Annotated in this window: 20 protein-coding genes; 5 read left to right on the forward strand and 15 right to left on the reverse strand. The window is 61.9% G+C overall.

Translation table 11 applies throughout. The annotated features are described in order from the left end of the window. Positions 1 to 111: 111 nt before the first annotated feature. Both DXY03_RS04320 and DXY03_RS04325 read left to right on the forward strand, forming a co-directional pair. Positions 112 to 1,017 carry a YihY/virulence factor BrkB family protein gene (locus DXY03_RS04320; RefSeq protein WP_244272298.1) on the forward strand — a complete coding sequence of 302 codons (906 nt, stop codon included), beginning with the start codon at positions 112 to 114 and terminating at the stop codon, positions 1,015 to 1,017. 53 nt (positions 1,018 to 1,070) lie between these two features. After that, positions 1,071 to 1,421 carry a hypothetical protein gene (locus tag DXY03_RS04325; RefSeq protein WP_115009325.1) on the forward strand — a complete coding sequence of 117 codons (351 nt, stop codon included), beginning with the start codon at positions 1,071 to 1,073 and terminating at the stop codon, positions 1,419 to 1,421. Here the strand turns inward: DXY03_RS04325 and DXY03_RS04330 are convergent. From DXY03_RS04330 to DXY03_RS04360, 8 genes are all read right to left on the reverse strand, one after another. Next, a complete protein-coding gene (locus tag DXY03_RS04330) occupies positions 1,397 to 1,750 on the reverse strand; it encodes a DUF2834 domain-containing protein (protein ID WP_115009326.1) in 354 nt (117 codons plus the stop codon). The genes DXY03_RS04325 and DXY03_RS04330 overlap by 25 nt on opposite strands. Then, positions 1,743 to 2,012, reverse strand: coding sequence for an exodeoxyribonuclease VII small subunit (gene xseB / locus DXY03_RS04335; protein WP_115009327.1), 270 nt, complete (start codon positions 2,010 to 2,012; stop codon positions 1,743 to 1,745). Before xseB ends, DXY03_RS04330 begins: the two co-directional genes overlap by 8 nt. Then, entirely contained in the window at positions 2,012 to 3,175 is a 1,164-nt protein-coding gene (xseA, locus tag DXY03_RS04340; protein WP_115009328.1) for an exodeoxyribonuclease VII large subunit, read from the reverse strand. Before xseA ends, xseB begins: the two co-directional genes overlap by 1 nt. After that, entirely contained in the window at positions 3,165 to 3,341 is a 177-nt protein-coding gene (locus DXY03_RS12195; RefSeq protein ID WP_170951512.1) for a hypothetical protein, read from the reverse strand. The genes xseA and DXY03_RS12195 overlap by 11 nt, the downstream gene beginning before the upstream one ends. A gap of 112 nt (positions 3,342 to 3,453) precedes the next feature. Beyond that, a complete protein-coding gene (locus tag DXY03_RS04345; protein ID WP_011365253.1) occupies positions 3,454 to 3,594 on the reverse strand; it encodes a chlorophyll a/b-binding protein in 141 nt (46 codons plus the stop codon). A gap of 86 nt (positions 3,595 to 3,680) precedes the next feature. Further along, positions 3,681 to 6,185, reverse strand: a complete 2,505-nt coding sequence (gene hrpB / locus DXY03_RS04350) for an ATP-dependent helicase HrpB (protein ID WP_115009329.1) — start codon at positions 6,183 to 6,185, stop codon at positions 3,681 to 3,683. Between the two features lie 222 nt (positions 6,186 to 6,407). After that, on the reverse strand, positions 6,408 to 6,791 hold the full coding sequence (locus tag DXY03_RS04355) for a hypothetical protein (protein ID WP_006851931.1): 384 nt from the start codon (positions 6,789 to 6,791) through the stop codon (positions 6,408 to 6,410). Between the two features lie 33 nt (positions 6,792 to 6,824). Continuing rightward, positions 6,825 to 7,097 (reverse strand): DUF2973 domain-containing protein, encoded by a 273-nt coding sequence (locus tag DXY03_RS04360; protein WP_115009330.1) that lies wholly within the window; start codon positions 7,095 to 7,097, stop codon positions 6,825 to 6,827. Positions 7,098 to 7,178: 81 nt separating this feature from the next. Here DXY03_RS04360 and DXY03_RS04365 point away from each other — a divergent pair, with 81 nt between their 5' ends. Beyond that, complete coding sequence (locus DXY03_RS04365; RefSeq protein WP_244272301.1) at positions 7,179 to 8,372, forward strand: trypsin-like peptidase domain-containing protein; 1,194 nt, start codon at positions 7,179 to 7,181, stop codon at positions 8,370 to 8,372. Positions 8,373 to 8,382: 10 nt separating this feature from the next. Here DXY03_RS04365 and DXY03_RS04370 read toward each other — a convergent pair whose 3' ends face one another. Next, positions 8,383 to 8,571, reverse strand: a complete 189-nt coding sequence (locus DXY03_RS04370; protein ID WP_244272303.1) for a hypothetical protein — start codon at positions 8,569 to 8,571, stop codon at positions 8,383 to 8,385. Between the two features lie 114 nt (positions 8,572 to 8,685). Beyond that, positions 8,686 to 10,410, reverse strand: a complete 1,725-nt coding sequence (gene abc-f / locus DXY03_RS04375) for a ribosomal protection-like ABC-F family protein (RefSeq protein WP_115009332.1) — start codon at positions 10,408 to 10,410, stop codon at positions 8,686 to 8,688. A gap of 70 nt (positions 10,411 to 10,480) precedes the next feature. Between abc-f and DXY03_RS12200 the strand changes: the two genes are divergently transcribed. Then, on the forward strand, positions 10,481 to 10,657 hold the full coding sequence (locus tag DXY03_RS12200) for a hypothetical protein (protein WP_170951975.1): 177 nt from the start codon (positions 10,481 to 10,483) through the stop codon (positions 10,655 to 10,657). Here DXY03_RS12200 and DXY03_RS04380 read toward each other — a convergent pair. Both DXY03_RS04380 and DXY03_RS04385 read right to left on the reverse strand, forming a co-directional pair. Then, positions 10,635 to 10,865, reverse strand: coding sequence for a hypothetical protein (locus DXY03_RS04380; protein WP_114988707.1), 231 nt, complete (start codon positions 10,863 to 10,865; stop codon positions 10,635 to 10,637). The genes DXY03_RS12200 and DXY03_RS04380 overlap by 23 nt on opposite strands. 47 nt (positions 10,866 to 10,912) lie before the next feature. Further along, entirely contained in the window at positions 10,913 to 11,212 is a 300-nt protein-coding gene (locus tag DXY03_RS04385; protein WP_115009333.1) for a hypothetical protein, read from the reverse strand. 105 nt (positions 11,213 to 11,317) lie between these two features. On the opposite strand from DXY03_RS04385, the gene DXY03_RS04390 reads away from it, so the two are divergent. Then, complete coding sequence (locus tag DXY03_RS04390; RefSeq protein ID WP_115009334.1) at positions 11,318 to 11,611, forward strand: hypothetical protein; 294 nt, start codon at positions 11,318 to 11,320, stop codon at positions 11,609 to 11,611. On the opposite strand, the gene DXY03_RS04395 is transcribed toward DXY03_RS04390, so the two are convergent. The 3 genes from DXY03_RS04395 to DXY03_RS04405 are packed head-to-tail and all read right to left on the reverse strand — an operon-like array spanning position 11,608 to position 14,896. Beyond that, positions 11,608 to 12,747, reverse strand: coding sequence for an anhydro-N-acetylmuramic acid kinase (locus tag DXY03_RS04395; protein ID WP_115009335.1), 1,140 nt, complete (start codon positions 12,745 to 12,747; stop codon positions 11,608 to 11,610). The genes DXY03_RS04390 and DXY03_RS04395 overlap by 4 nt on opposite strands. 4 nt (positions 12,748 to 12,751) lie before the next feature. Continuing rightward, a complete protein-coding gene (locus DXY03_RS04400; RefSeq protein ID WP_115009336.1) occupies positions 12,752 to 13,456 on the reverse strand; it encodes a TrkA family potassium uptake protein in 705 nt (234 codons plus the stop codon). 24 nt (positions 13,457 to 13,480) lie between these two features. After that, a complete protein-coding gene (locus DXY03_RS04405) occupies positions 13,481 to 14,896 on the reverse strand; it encodes a TrkH family potassium uptake protein (RefSeq protein WP_115009337.1) in 1,416 nt (471 codons plus the stop codon). Between the last annotated feature and the right edge of the window lie 4 nt (positions 14,897 to 14,900).

The following is a 14,900-nucleotide window of genomic DNA, read 5'->3' on the forward strand; positions in this document are numbered from 1 at the left end:
TCACCATCACCACCCGCAAAAAAGCCACCTCAACATGAGGTGGCTTTTTTGTTGTAAGGTTTTAGTAGTCTTTTGCGCTCATCTGTGCCAAGACGTTCACTTGTTCGATGCTTGAGTGGGCAAATTTGGCAGGCTTGTCAGCGTTGGAATAATGCTGAGTGTGTTGACTTAAGTGCTGCTTTTGCATATTTCGTTCTTCAGTCGTTCTTTCCGCTGCTTCTGATTGCCCTGTCGGTTGCCGCAAGGGTGTTTGGCAAAACGGACAGTGTGGATAATGTGTTGGCCTCGGTGACGCAGGTTTTACCGCCGTCAGCAACCAGTCTCGTGGATTCCACCTTGCGTGGGTTGGTGGATCAAGGTTTTGGAGCTGGAATCCTCGGTGTTGTTGTGTTGCTTCTTACGGCGAGTAATGCTTATTTAACGCTCCAGCGTGGAGCTGATCGCTTGTGGTCTGAGATTCTGCCCGAGCCATCAATCGGTTTATCTTGGTGGCAACAGGTTGGGCAGTTTTGTAGAACGCGTGTTGAAGCCTTCCTGACGGTTTTTGCCATATCTGTTTTGATTGTTTTTCAACAGTTGGTGCTCAGCATTGGGCAGCTCCCTGAGGACATTCTTGGCTTATTGGACGGCGTCGTTCCTGGCTTGATGGGGATCGTGCGCTCCAGTCCCATTCTTCCTCTTGGGCGGATTCTTGTTCCCGCGTTGATCTTGTCTTTGATGGCCTGGTTGCTTCAGGTGGTGTTACCCAGCCGTCGTGTCCCTGCAATTCCCCTCATTCCTGGCTCATTGTTGATTGGATTTGGCCTTGCTTTTCTCAATAAAATTCTGAGTTTGAGTATTGTTTCTCTGGGTAATCGCTATCAGGCTTATGGCGTGATTGGCGGTGTTTTGGTGTTAACGCTTTGGGTTTGGTTGGTGGGCGTGATTCTTTATTTTGGCCAGTGTTTAAGCGTGGAATTGGCTGCAGTTCGTTTTGCGAAACCTCGGCTCGGGGAACCGAACAGCGCGGCGCCTTGAACTTTGATTTAACTCTGCGAAGCTGATTCAACGGACCTCTTCCGTTGAAGCCCATGAATCGATCACCAGCAGTGTTGTGGATCGGAGTTGTGTTGCTCCTGCTGCTGCCAACCGCTGCCGGTCGTCTCTTGCTTGATCTCGCCGGTGGCGTGTTGCTGGCTCTTTTGGCACTTCCTTTGATCCTTTCCGGTCTTGGTTGGATTGGTTGGAAGCTTTTGCAGTCCCGGATGATCAGCTGTACTGCCTGCGGTGCAACGGGTCTGAAGGGGGCTGCAGTTTGTGCCGTCTGCGGTAATCCCTACGCCAGTGCGGGAGGCAGCCCGGCCAGTGCGGCAGCCCCGTCTCCACCTGCCAGTGATCTCACCATTGACGTGGTGGCTCAGGATGTGGATTCCGATTCCTGAGCCTGAAGCTGTCGTTCCCGCAGGAACAAGAAAAACGGAGCAGCGCAGGCAAAGGCCACACCGAAGCTAAGGGGGATGGCCAGCCACCAACCTTTGATCTTCTGACGTGGTCCTTCCACACAGATCCACAGCGTGACGGCACTGGCCCCCACCAGCAGATCAGCGCTTAAGGAGCGTGACGCGGCTGTGCTGCTGGCATCGGCGATGAATCGTGCCAGATCAAAGGCCTGTCCACCGCTTTCGGCGATGAATTCCAGGTTGGCCTTCCAGGGCAGGATCGCTCCCAACACAGCAAGAAGCAGATAAATCCAAGGCAGGGCTTTACGCATCGGGTGTGGCTTTGAGAGTTGTGGGATCAAGCTCGACAATCGACTGCTCCACGCTGTCGAGCAGGCTCTGACACCGGTTCAGATACACCTCGCCATGGAGCACCTTTTGCTGCAAGTCCGCCAACGGAACACTGTCGTTCTGTAGTTCAGCAAGCAGCAGATCCAAAGCCTGTATGGCTTCCTCGTAGCTCAGTGTCTCGGAATCCTTTCGCCACGCTTCGATGCGATCGTGGTGCTCTTTCTTGACTTGGCGCTTGCTCATCAGGAGGAGGTGGTGGGTGCACTGGGCTGGATCTGATCGACTCGAGCTTCAAAGCTTCCGTTGCTCATTCGAATGTTGAGCTGATCGCCGATCTTGACGGATTCCAGGTCTGAAATGGGGTCGCCGGCGGTGTTGCTGATCAGAGCCAAGCCGCGTTTCAGCCAGCGTTCCGGTGATAGTGCCTTGAGCAATTGGTGCCTTTGAGCCAGTGCCTGGCGTTGGCGTTTGATCTTTTCCAGTGGAGACTGTTGCTGAAGGGCTACGTCTCGATCCTGAAGGCGCTGACGTTCGCGAAGGATTCTCCCCAGCAGCGCGTCTTTCAATCGGCTTTGCCGCTGCGCTAGTCCCTGGCGTTCCGCCTCGCGGTCAGGCAGCAAGGCCACGATCGCTGCCGTGGGCGTGGCTGCACGATGGTCTGCCACCAGATCGGCGACGGTGAGATCATCCTCATGTCCCAGGCCTGTCACCACCGGGATGGGGTAGTTCGCCAGGAGGCGGCAAAGTGCTTCGTTGTCGAACACTGCCAGGTCTTCCCGGCTGCCACCGCCGCGGGCGAGCACCAAAGCGTCCAGTCCCAACTCATCTGTGCGCTCGGCCAAGGCTTCCAGGGTGCTGATGATCGTCGGTGCCACGGAACCCTGCACTGGAATTGGCACCACGATCAGCTGCGTCATGGGCCAGCGTTCCGCCGCAGTGCGGAGCATATCGGCCAGGGCGGAACTGGGCACGCTGGTGAGCACCGCGATCGAGGCGGGTTGGCTTGGAAGTGCCCTCTGACGGCTTGGGTCGATCACCCCCTCCTGTTCCAGCAGTTGCCGCACCCGTTCAAAGTCGCGCAGCACCGTGCTGAGGCTTGGCCGGATATCCAGCGCCTGAACGGTAAGGCTGGCTCGTGCTGCCCAGAAATTGAGCTTGCCCACCACGGTGACGCCGTCACCGTCTTTGGGTTGATAGCTCAATTGGGCCAGCTTCGAAGCCCACACCACACCTGAAATGCTGGCGGAGCCGTCGGTGAGGGTGAGCCAGAGGTGGCCCTTTTTGAGTTGTGGCCGCGAGACCGTTGCTTCCAGTAAAAAACGCGGCGCAAAACCGCGTTCAAGCAGGCTGCCGATGGCTGTGTTCAGCTCAGCAACGGAATAGGTCGGAAGACGATCAACGCTCAAGGCGGCTGTAGGCGTAACCCCAATAGATGCAGATAACGGCTGAGATGCTGGTCAACAGAACGCCCCAGTGTTGGTGGATCTGGGTGGCACCAATCGTGCAGATCACCAAGGCGCTGCTGAGCAGCCTTGATCCATCACGTCTGTTCTGAACGTAAAGCGGTGCCAACGACTGCCTCAGTGGAATCCTCCCCACTGTGCTGCATCAGCGGTGGCTGGTGGAGAGGCAACAAAAAACCCCCCGGCGAACCGAGGGGTTTCGTGAATCCGCGAAGCGGAAATCAGCCGAGGCCGATCTGGGACAGGATGCCTTGGCCGGTCAGGAGCTCCGTGCCGAGGCCGATCACGATGCCCAGCATGGCCAGACGACCGTTCCAGGTCTCAGCGAAGTTGACGAAACCGAAGCGTGCGTTGTCAGACATGGGTTAAACCGGTTGGTTGTAAGCCAATGTAACAAAGGTTGGAGTTTTGTTGAGTGTGTTAACGGCTACCCACGGGCTTTTTCTGGTCAGGATTGCTGCCCATTTGATTTGCGCTTGGTCCGGGCCGTCGGCAGCGCCTGGCGGGGGTCCTCGGGCCAAGGGTGCTTGGGGTAGCGGCCCCGCATTTCCCGGCGCACCTCTTGGTAGCTGCCTTCCCAGAAGCCTTTGAGGGCGCGGGTGCGTTGCAGGGGGCGTCCGGCTGGTGAGAGCAGCTCCAGCGTTACGGGGATTCGGCCATTCAGTACGTGAGGACCGTCGTCAGATCCGAACATCTCCTGCAATTTCACGGCGAGGATCACTTCGTCGGCGGTGTAAAGCAGCGTGGCTTGCCGGCCGGAGGGGATCGGGATGCGGCGCGGCAGCAGGTCATCAAGCTGTTGCCTGAAGCTCCAATCCAGATCGCCCCAGAGTGCTTCTTCCAAGGCTGTCGCGGTGATGTCGCTCCAGCCCAGGCAGCCCTCCAGGGTTGGACCTAGCCAGGTGTCGGCTTGCTCCAGCAGGGTTCTTAGGTCGCGATCAGGCCAGGGGACGCCCACGTGTTGGTGCATCCATGCCAGCCGTTGGCGCAGCTGATCGCTGTTGTCCGTCCAGGGCAGGGCATCAAGGCTGGCATCCTTCTTCAGCTGCTCGATCAGCAGGGTGCGGCACAGCGCTGTGGCTGGCGAAGGTTGTGGCGTTCGGCGCACCACCAATGCCCCCAGTTTGAGCTGGCGTTCGGCACGGACCCGCTGGCGTTCGGGATCCCAGCTGGCCTCGTCCTGCCAGTTGCCGTCCCGCTCAGCGATGCTCTCCAGGGTGCTCTGGCTCAGGGCCACGGCCATCTGGATCTGAGTGTCCCGGCCGCCCATGTCGACCCTGGCGACGGCCAGGGCTGGACTGCCCTGGAGCGGATCCCAGGGCAGCAGCGTGGCTCCGCGGCCCTGACGCAGCTGATAGCGACCTACCTGGCCTGGACGCTGTTGCGCCAGCCATTCCGGAAAGGCCGCCAGGATCAGATCGCCAGCATTGACGGAGGCGTCTCGTTTCTGGGGTGAGGCACCCAGTCGCTTCAGTTGGCGGCGAAGCTGCTGGCTGAGCGTTCGTAGGGATGGATGGCGCTGGATGCTGTTGAGCCGAGCTTCGAGATCGCTGCCGATCTGACGGCGATCGAAGGGATCTCGTTCGCTGAGGATGGCCGCCAGATCACAGCCCAGCTGTGGGACGCCCTGTTCGTGGGCTTCCACCAGCAGCATGCCGAGACGGGGGTGAACGCCGAGGCCGCCGATCAGCCGCCCCCGCTCGCTGATCCGGCCGTCGTGCTCCAGCAGGCCGAGCTGCTGCAGGCCGTGCTGTCCCTCTTGCATGGCTGCTGCGGGGGGAGGGTCCAGCCACGGCAGCTCTTCCCCCAGTCCAGCCCCCCATTGGGCCAGTTCCATCAGCACGGGCTGGGGATCCGCTAGCAGCAGTTCAGGGGGGTGAAAGGGGGGACGCCGCTGTTGCTCTGCGGGAGACCAGAGGCGGATGCAGTGGCCCGGGCATTGCCGGCCTGCCCTGCCCCGGCGCTGTTCCGCACTGGCCAGGCTGGAGACGGTGGTCTCCAGACCCTCCATGCAGGTGTTGGGGTCGTAACGCAGTTGACGGCTGAGGCCGCTGTCAATCACCAGGCGCACCCCATCAATCGTGAGAGAGCTCTCGGCAATGGCGCTGGCCAGGATGATGCTGCCGTCATGGTTGGGCTCGCAGCGCTGCAGGGCTGAACTCTGCTGCTGCAAGGGCAGCTGACCGTGCAGCGCCTGAATCTTCCAGTTCTGCAGGGACGGGGCGGCCGTCAGGATCTGTCTGCAGCGTTCAATCTCCGCCAGCCCCGGCAGGAAGACCAGAACCCCGCTGCCCTGCGGTTGGTCGAGGGCGTGTTGCTCGATGGCGCGCAACACCTGTTTCGGCAGGGGTTCGTCCGGCCGTGGTGGTTGGTGGTGGGTGTCCACCGGGTAACAGCGGCCCGGGCTTTCCAGCACCGTTGCTTCGGGCAGCCGTTCCCTCAGATCGGATAGATCCAGCGTGGCCGACATCAAGATCACGGCGAGATCTGGATTCAGTAGAGGCCTCGCCTCGCGCAGCAAGGCGAGGGATAGGTCCGCGTCCCGCCCCCGCTCATGAAATTCATCGAAGATCACGCACCCCACCCCATCGAGCGAGGGATCGCTCTGCAAGCGCCGCAGGAAGAGGCCGTCGGTGATCACTTCCACCTGGGTGCGATTGGATCGCTTCTGTTCCCCGCGCACGGCATAACCGATGCGCGCGCCGATGTCTTCCCCAAGGCTCTCGGCAAGACGGGCGGCGGCCGCTTTGGTGGCCAGTCGCCGCGGCTCGATCATCCAGATTTTCTGATGCTCTTCAAGAACGCTCTGGCCTTCCGTCAGGGCTCCAATCAGCGCCAGGGGGACCCGTGTGGTCTTGCCCGCCCCCGGCGGTGCCTGGAGCAGAACCGTTTCCCCTGGGCAGACCGCAGAACAGATCTGCTCCAACAGGGCGTCGATCGGGAACTGGCTCAACGCGGTGTTGCCGCTCGATTCACGGGATGAGATTCATCAGGCCGAACAGCACCAGGCTGCTGATGGCGCCGACGGCCGCCAACAGCCGAACAAGCGGGCCGATGGAAACGACAAGGGAGGCCATGAAGACTTTCTTAAAGGCCGGATTTATTCCGGTCTAGCCCCCTTGTCGCTGACATTGCTGCATTCATTCTCACGCCTTTACAGAAAACCCGTGCCGGATCAGCGCACGTGGCGGGTGCCATCCACGGGGTGGTACTCCTCGCCGGTGAGTTCTTCAAACACGATGGCCGGGAGACCGGTTTCGAACATGGTCTGCAGGGCTTCCTTGAGATAGGGATTCCAGCCTCCGGTGCTTACCTGGCCGTGGCGGACGGTCCAGTCCCAGGTGCCCTGAAGGTCGCGGGGGATCCGGCCTTCCCGGTCACGACGGGCCACCAGGTCAAGAGATTCCACAAGTCCCACGGTGATGGGGTCCTTGCCATAGGCAGGAGTAAGGCTCAATTCCAGGCGGACGGGGTCTTCCTTCATCAGCCGAAGCCGAAACCGTGGGGGCAGCTTGAGGCCTTTGATGACCGCGGCAACGATGCGTGTTCTCTGATCCACTCAGGCGACCCCTGTCGACTTCAAGCGCCCAATTTATTCAGTGCCGGGTCCTGCGGCCGTCGAGGCTTCGTCATCGTCACCGCCGAAGCGCACCGTCAGTAGGGCCTCTTCCGTGATGCGTCCCTCACTGTCCAGCAGTTCTGGGTGGACGGTGACCTGGCCTGTGCGGTCGTTCGGAGCCTTGCTGGGCGTGCTGTTGATCGGACCGCTGGCAGCGCGGAAACCCTTGCTCATCACGCGAAAGGCCTGCCACAACAGGGCCACGAACAGCGCTCCGTAGATGAGGGGAAACAGCGAACCGAGCATGACCCTCTGACCCAGCTGAATGTCTGCATCCTCACGCTATCGGGACCCCGGTCGCATGTGGTTACAGCGTTGACACGGAACGTGGCTGTTTTTGGATCTGCTCTGCGTAGCGTCGAGGTAGCCGATCGCTCTGTCGCTGTGGTCAACTCCCCGTCCCGCTCGCTTGTTGCCTCTGCTCTGGCGGGGGGAGTGCTGGTGGCCGGCGTGTCGTCGCTCCCCTTGATCGTTGGCGCTCAGCAAGCCGAGGCGCGCCAGGAGATCCGTCGCGACTCGTTTGTGGCTGTCGCTGTGAAGCGCAGTGGTCCGGCAGTGGTCAGCTTGGAGACGGCGCGGACCGTCAACCAGTCCAGTGTTGCGGGTGTTCCGCCGGCCCTGTTGCAGGACCCTTTGTTTCGCCACTTCTTCGCCATCCCACGCGCCACAGCGCCGCGCTCCAGGGTGCAGCGTGGCCAAGGCAGTGGGGTGATCTTCGATGCCAAGGGTCTGCTGCTCACCAATGCCCATGTGGTGGAGGGGGCGGATCAACTCACCGTGGACCTCTCCGATGGCAGGAGGGTGCCTGCCCGAGTGGTGGGCAAAGACAGCCTCACCGATCTCGCCGTGGTGCGTCTGGAGGGCTCCGGGCCGTGGCCGGTCGCGGATCTGGGCGATTCTGACCGGCTCAGCGTGGGCGACTGGGCGATTGCCGTGGGAAATCCTTTTGGCCTGGAGAGCACGGTGACTCTGGGAATCATCAGCAACCTCAACCGCAACGTTGCTCAGTTGGGAATTTCCGGCAAACGACTTGACCTGATTCAGACCGACGCGGCGATTAATCCTGGTAATTCGGGTGGGCCACTGCTCAATGCCGACGGTGAGGTGATCGGCATCAACACCTTGGTGCGATCAGGGCCTGGGGCGGGTCTGGGTTTTGCCATTCCGATCAATCGGGCTCGAACCATTGCCCAGCAGCTGGTGGCCAGCGGCAAGGCCCGTCATCCGGTGATCGGCATCCGTCTGTCGCCGGTGCCCCGGCCCACCCCCACATCCCCGGTGCCGCCAGGTGCGGTGATTCGCGCTGTTCAACCGGGAGGGCCGGCGGACCGCGCCGGGCTCAAGGTGGATGATGTGATCCTTCGCTTCGATGGCCAGGTGGTTGATGGCCCAGCTGCGGTGGTCAGTGCCATTGAACGCCGCGGTGTCGGTGCCACGGTTGTGCTCGAGGTGCAGCGAGCTCAGGAGCGGGTCTCGATCAACGTCAAGCCCGTCGATTTGTCGGCCTTGGCCCCTGGCTGAAGCCTTTGGCTCAGGCGTCGTCGGCGTCCTTCAGTTGTTCGACGCATTGGGTGATGCAGTCGCCATCATCGAGCGAACAGGTGGTGATGCATTGGAAATAGGTTTCCACGGCGTCCCAGGTCTGCTCATGGGGGGCCGGACCGGGGGCTGTTGAACCGCCAACGGGTGCGCTGTTGCCGGTGCCGGGAACCATGCTCATCGGGGCTGGAAGGTCAGTTTTGTCAGCCTATGCAGATGAAAACAGCAGGTAAAGAGAAATAAGTTTTCCTGCCTAAGCCTGTGTGAAGTTTTTGTTGCCGTCGTCTGATGCCAGTCAGGCCGCCTTTTTACGGCGGGCGTCGCGTGCCTTCTGCTTCTCTTTGTTGGCCCTCCGCTTGGCTTCCCGTTCTGCAGCCAGTTCTTTCTCCTTGGCGGCTGCCCTTTCCTCCTCTCTCTTCTCGAGGTAGTAGTTGTAATCCCCGCGATACATCACCAGCTCTCCGTCCCGCAGTTCCACGATGCGATTGGCGACGCGGGAGATGAAATAGCGGTCATGGGAGACCAGCAGCGCGGCGCCCTCGTAGGCCATCAAGGCGTCCTCGAGCATCTGCTTGGCGGGGATGTCGAGGTGATTGGTGGGCTCATCCAGGACCAGCAGATTGCAGGGGGTGAGCAGCATCAGGGCCAGAGCCAGCCGGGCTTTCTCCCCGCCGCTGAGCTTCCCGACTTCCTTGAACACCGTGTCGTTGCTGAAGCAGAAACTGCCCAGCAGCGAACGAACCTGGGTCTGGGTCCAGTCGGGAACCGCTTCGTACATCGTGTCGATCACGGTCTTGGACAGATCCAGGGCTTCCGCCTGGTTCTGTTCGAAGTACCCCGCAATCACGTTGTGCTCCCCAAGCCGGGCACTGCCTTCATCGGGGGTTTCAACCCCCATCACCAGACGCAGCAGGGTGGACTTGCCCGCACCATTGGGGCCGACGAAGGCAATGCGGTCACCCCGCTCCACCTCCAGTTCAGCCCCCAGGAACAGGATTTTGTCTCCATAGCTGTGGGTGACGTTGTCGATCAGGGCAACCTGGGCTCCTGAGCGCGGGGCAGGCGGGAACTGAAAACTCGGCCCGGCTACGGATTCGATCGGTGCTTCCACCCGTTCCACTTTGTCCAGCTGCTTCTCACGACTTTTGGCCTGGGTGCTGCGGGTGGCACTGGCGCGGAAGCGATCGATGTAGGCCTGTTGCGTGGCGATCTCCTTCTGCTGCCGTTCGAAGGCCGCCTGTGTGGCCTCCCGCTCCAGTTGTTTCTGCTCCAGGTGGGCGGTGTAGTTGCCGAGGTAGCTGCGGGATACCCCCCGTTCGGTGGAAACGATCTGATTGCAGACCCGGTCGAGGAAGGTGCGGTCGTGGCTGATCACCACCAGGGCTGCGCTCTGCTCCAGCAGGTATTTCTCCAGCCACTGGATGGTTTCGACATCCAGATGGTTGGTGGGTTCGTCGAGCAGCAGAAGATCCGGTTCCTGCAGCAGGATTTTTCCCAGGGCGATCCGCATCTGCCAGCCCCCGGAATAGTCCTTCACCTGCAGTTCAGCGCCCTCCGGGGTGAAGCCGATCGTGGGCAGGAGCTTGTCGATGCGGGCATCGAGTTCGTAGCCATGCAGTGCTTCGAAACGGCTTTGCAGCTTTCCCAGTTCTTGGATCAGCTGGTCCAGATGGTCGGGATCCTCCGCAGCCCGTTCGGAGCCCATCGCCTCTTCCACCTGCTGCTGCTGGTTCATGACCTCGGCCGCTTCGCCGAAGGCTTGAAACAGTTCCTGGCGTACGGTGCGCTCCAGGTCCACGTCGAATTCCTGCTGGAGATAGGCGATGCGGGGCTCCCCCTGCCGAACCACCTGGCCGCTGGTGGGCTCTTCGTGTCCGGCGATCAGACGCATCTGGGTGGACTTGCCGGCGCCGTTCACCCCCACCAGGCCGATCCTGTCTCCGGGTTTCACCTCCCAGGTCACGGCCCGGAGCACTTCCCCGGTGGGGTAGATCTTGCTGACGTTTTCGAGTCGCAGCACCGGCGGAAGGCGTGATGCCCCCCATCATCCCTGTCGGCAAACTGGTGAAGGTTCCTGGAGGCTGGTCGCCATGCTGAAACTGGAACAGCTGGCCGCTCTCGTGGTGGCCGCAGGATTGGCGATTGTGAGTTATCTGCTCTTCTTCAGTTGGGCCGGAGGTGGCGGCTACGAACGCCGTGAGCGCGCTGCGCCCAAGGCGCTTCTGACGCCCGATGCCCCCGCGCTCAAAGACCGCCTCTCGCTTTGATCAGCCAGCGCTTGCTGTCGTCGTCGTCAAGGCTGGCCAGATGGTCGCGCACCTCCTGGGTCGTGACGGGAAGCCCCAGCTGGTCGCCCAGGCTGCAGATGCTGGCCATGGCGCCGTTGGGATCCTGGAGCGCCTGACGGAACAGGGCCTGGGTCTGTTCCGGATTGCTGCTGATTCGGGCGTACAGCGATGCGGCATTGGAAGCCATCGCGATCTGAGCAACTGCTCAAACGCTATTCAGCACGGAGAGTCTTGTCAGGCGGCTTGTTCGATGCCGTCATCGTGCTGCCCCAGGGCCGAGGCGTCCTTCATGCTGCGAGCGTCCATGCAGAGCACCTTGCGCAGTTGGGCGTAGTTGGCGGCTTGGGTGCTTCGCCCTTCCTGGGAAGCGCCGTATTCGGCCCGTTGCAACACGTGGTGCAGATGGGTCAGCAGGTAGGTGCTGATGACGGCTGACACCAGCACGTCGCCATTTTCAGCGCTGCGACGGGGGCGTCGGGACCTAGCGCGGGTGCCGGCTGGGCTTCGACGGGAGCGAGGTGTGGCTTGGGTCATGGGGTACTCCGAGGAGGACCAGTGCCCTCACCATAGCCATGGATACTACCCTTGACCATCTCTGTACACTTTCTAGTAGCAGAGCCTCTTCAAGGGGATCCGGTCGTGCCCACCCGTCAGACCTCATCCAGCGGGAAGCCAAAGTCCCCGAGAATTCAGGTGGTTCTGCCTGAGGATCTCTGTGCGCGTCTCACGGCGATGGCGGAGCTGGAATCCCGCACGGTGAGCAACATGGCGCGGGTGCTGATCCAGCAAGGCGTGCAACGCCATGAGCAGGAGTTGGAGGCATCCATACCGGCGCCGTCTCGCGAGGAGCGCCTGCGGTCGGCACTGGAATCACAGCAGCCCCGCCGTCTGAGGGGCGCCCCCCGGCGCCTCCGCCTGCACCGGCCCGGTTAGGCCGGCTCCACCCGCGTGCCGAGCACGGTCTCCCGACAGGCTCCGGTGACAGCTGGCACATTGCCGGGATGCCCCCTGTGGTGCCACCAGGCCAGCAACGCGAAGACCAGCGCTTCTCGGGCTTCCGTCGGCACCCCAAGACTGCTGCTCGCATCGATTTGTGCGCCTTTGCAGCGCCGCCGCAGCTCATCGATCAACACCGGGTTTTGGCTGCCACCTCCGGCTGTGATCAGTTCGATCGGTGCGATCCCAACGCTCTGGCGAAGACGTGCCAGATCCTGGGCAACCACAGCGGCGGAAAAGGCCGTCAGGGTTGCGATGGCATCCGCCGGTGAGGCTCCATCGAGCTGTTCTAGCCGTCGATTCAGATCGTCCTGCCCAAAGCACTCCCGTCCGGTGGATTTCGGCGGTGCCAACTGGAAATACTCCTCCTGGAGCCACCGCTGGATCCAGCCCTCATCCGCTTGCCCCTGCGCTGCCATCGCTCCACCCTTGTCGAAGCTTTGGGCACCGTTGGTGAAGTGACGCATGCCCAGGTCGAGCAGGCTGTTGGCTGGTCCGCAGTCCCATCCCAAGATCGCGGCATGCCGATCCACTCCACCGCAGGGGGGGATGAGGGTGAGGTTGGCAATGCCGCCCAGATTCAGCAGTGCACGCCAGCCCTGCGTGCTCCCCAGAAGTGCCGCATCGGCCCGAGGCACGAGCGGTGCTCCCTGTCCTCCCAATGCCAGATCAGCAGCGCGGAAGTCATGCACCACCGGTCTTTGCAGCAGATGGGCCAGCAGTGGGGCCTGAAGAATCTGCCAGCTGGCCCCCCGTGCCCCCCGGGCCGGCGGACGGTGCCAGACGGTCTGGCCATGGCAGCCGATCAGCTCAGCTTTAGCATCGGGGTCGCAGGCTAGGGCCGCCTCGGCTTGCACCTCAGTGATGGCTTCCGCCAGCTCCAGCAAGAGGGCTGCCGGCATCGGTGCGCCCTGGCCGGCGGCCACCACCTGCCGCTGCAGTTCGAGCGGATAGGGCTGATGGTGGTGGCGAAGCAGGGACCACTGAGGACGCTGGGGTGGGCCGTCGAAGTGCGCCAGCACGGCATCAACACCGTCAGCGCTGGTTCCGCTCATCAGCCCGAGGCAGTGCATCGGCTCAGTTTTTTGGGAGCCGTTGCAGGTCGTCTACCAGTCCCATCACCACCAGCAGGTGCCCCTCCTCCAGAACGTGGGAGGCGGGTGGGTTCACCATCAGGCTGCTTTGCGGTCCTGCCGCCAGCACGTTCACCCTGAAGTTCTTGCGCAGATTCAGATCCCGCAGCGAGCGCCCCACAAACGGTTTCGGAACCTTGATTTCCTCGATGCAGTGCTGTTCATCCAGGGCCAGCCGTTCCATCAGGTTGGGGCGCACCAGCTCAAGCCCCAGGCGCTCCCCCTGCATGCGCGAGGGAAAGATCACCCGGTCGGCCCCAACCCGCTTCAGCATTTTTTCGTGGAGATCGCTCGTTGCCCTTGCGATCACCTGTCGCACGCGGCTGCCTTCGCTGTCTTTGGCGATCAAGGTTGCGGTGATGCTGGCCTCGATCGGTTCACTGATCGCCACCACCACGGTGCCCATGTCGAGCACGCCGGCTTCCCGCAGGGCCTCTTCGTCGGTGCAGTCCACGACGCGGGCCTCCACGCTGGGCTCCACCTGACGCAGTTCATCCACCGCACGCTCTGATCGGTCCACGGCCAGCACATCAGCTCCGTTTTGAAGCAGTTCCCGGCAAACGGCGATGCCGAAACGTCCCACGCCGATGATCGCGAAGCCGAGTCGTTCGCTGCCCTGGGCCGGGCTCCACTGCCACCACTCCTTCATTGCTGCCTCCCCCGCTGATCACGCTCAGACATACAGATCCTCGCTGGGGTAACCGACTCGATTCTGGCGATTCATCTGGAGTTGTTCCTGAGTCATCGCTTCCCAGATCGCACTCACCAGCAACAGGATCCCCAACCGTCCCACAAACATTCCCACCATCAGCACGGCCTGGCCGAAACGGGGGAGTTCAACGGTGACTCCCAGATCCAGGCCCACCGTGGCAAAAGCGGAGATGCAGGTGAACAGCATCTCCATAAAGGTGAATGAATCCTTGCCGTTCACATTGCTGGCGATGCTGATCAGCATCGCCATGGCCATCACGAACAGCAGGGAGCCCACCGTGATGCCGACGGCCCTCAGCACCACCTTGTCGCTGATGCTTCTGTTGCGAATCACCACCACCTCCCGGCCCCGCAGGGTGGAACGGGTGGCTGCCATCAAGGCGGCCACGGTGGTGGTCTTGATCCCACCACCGGTCCCGCCGGGGCTGGCCCCGATGAACATCAGCACCATCAGCAACAGCAGGCTCGATTCGGTGACTGTGTCGAGCGAGAGCGGAAGGGTGCTGAAGCCGGCTGTGCGTGCCGTGACGGATTTGAACAGGGCTGTGAGCCACCGCTCAGACCAGGGCATGGCCGTGAAGATCTCACCCTGGTTCAACCATTCCGTCAGGGCCAGTCCCCCTGCCCCGAAGATGATCAACAGCAGGGTTGTGCGCAGCACCAGGCGGGAGTGCAGGCTCAGCCGCCGCCGGCTCCGCCGTCTGCGCAGCAGCTGTGTGGTCAGATCGCTGGTGACCCGCCACCCCAGGCCGCCGGCCACGATCAGCATCATCACCACGGCATTCACAACCCCGTTGCTGCGGTAGCGCTCGAGGCTGTCGCTCCAGAGTCCGAATCCCGCGTTGTTGTATGCCGAGATGCTGTGGAACACCGCAGCCCAGAGGCGTTCGCCCTGGTTGGGGATGTCATCGAAGCCGAAGTGATACAGGATCACAGCCCCCACAAGGATCACCAGCGTCGCCGTCAGGGCAATGCCACGAAACGTGCGCCCAACGCCCCCAACGCCGAATTCATCCAGGGCCTGCCCCCGATCCAGCCTGCGGCGTAGGGCTGTTCCCTGCACCACAAAGCCCTGGAGAAACGTGGTGATGGCCATCAAGCCAAGGCCCCCTGCCAGGATCATCAGGGCCAGCACCGCCTGGCCGAAGGTCGTGAGATCGCTGCCGATGTCGATGATCGACAGGCCCGTCACCGTGATGGCCGATGTGGCCGTGAACAGAGCTTCCCAAAGCCCCACGCGGCTAGAGGAGCACAGCGGAGTGGCCAACAGCAACGTGCCGATCAGCACCACCAGCAATCCAGTCACCACGGTGAACTGGGGAACCGTGAGCCGACGATGCCAGCCCTGGGTGCGTTCGATGGCTCTTCCGATCGGCACAGGA

Source organism: Synechococcus sp. N5 (genome assembly GCF_900473925.1).
Classification (GTDB): Bacteria; Cyanobacteriota; Cyanobacteriia; order PCC-6307; family Cyanobiaceae; genus Parasynechococcus.